This is a genomic window from Massilia sp. CT11-108, from assembly GCF_047302915.1.
GTDB lineage: Bacteria > Pseudomonadota > Gammaproteobacteria > Burkholderiales > Burkholderiaceae_D > Telluria > Telluria orientalis.
Window position 1 is genome coordinate 1 of sequence record NZ_JBKYMO010001022.1, and the last position, 912, is coordinate 912.

The 912-nt window shown below is 68.9% G+C and carries 1 protein-coding gene; it reads right to left on the reverse strand.

The genetic code is table 11. The annotated features are described in order from the left end of the window. Positions 1-912, reverse strand: a 912-nt coding sequence (locus ACEN88_RS32860; RefSeq protein WP_413346473.1) for a hypothetical protein, incomplete at both ends; no start/stop codon positions are given.

Consider the following 912-nt stretch of genomic DNA (forward strand, 5'->3'; position numbering starts at 1 on the left):
GAACGCGCCGAACGCGGCCAGGTCGGCGTCGCCCGTGGCGCGCCCGAAGCGGTGCAGCAGCGGCGGCGAATGGTGCACCTTCGCGTGCGCATCGCCATAGTTCACGTACCAGTCGCCCGCCACGTGCACGTCCAGCACGTAATGGCCCATGCGGCGCACGAACGGGTCGGCCGCCAGGTTCACCGCCCCGCCGGTCGCGGCGTCCAGCGCCATCAGGCTGTCGAGGTAGGGACCGGCGGACAGCGTCCAGTAGCCGGGGCCCTCTTCGCATGCGCCGTCGTCCGAGTAGTCTTCCAGGAAGCCGTCCAGGCAGCGGCAGATCTTCAACGTGGCCGCGATGCGGCGCGCCGGATCCGGCTCCAGCAGCAGGTTCGCTTCGAGCCAGCTGGATGCGATCCAGGACGTCCAGTTGTTCAGCGGTTCCTTCTTGTCCTTCAGGCCCATCCACTTGAAGTCGTCGCGGGTAAAACCCGGATCGAGGATGCGGCGCTTCACCTCCGCCGCGATGCGCACGGTGAGCAGCGGCGACACCGTGCGCAGCTGCTCGCCCACCAGCTCATGGACATAGGCCAGCGTGACGCCCGTCTCCGCCGCGAACAGGTCGATCACGGGTTCGGCAGCATCGGGCAGGCCGACGCCACGCTCGAACATGCCGCTGTGGGCCGGCAGGCCCCAGAACGTTTCCTCGCACACGTGCCAGACACCGTCCGCGATCGCGTGCAGGTAGCGGCCCTGCCCCTGCACGCATTCGGCCAGCACGAGGCCCGCCAGCCGGCTGCGGCGCTCGAAATAGCGTTGTTCGTAATGCGTGCGGTTGCCGTTCTCCGCGAATTCCAGGAACAGGCTGGCCGGCAGTTGCGGCCACTCGGTGCCCAGCCAGGCGTCGGCGTGCCCGATGCTGCCGAACCCGTG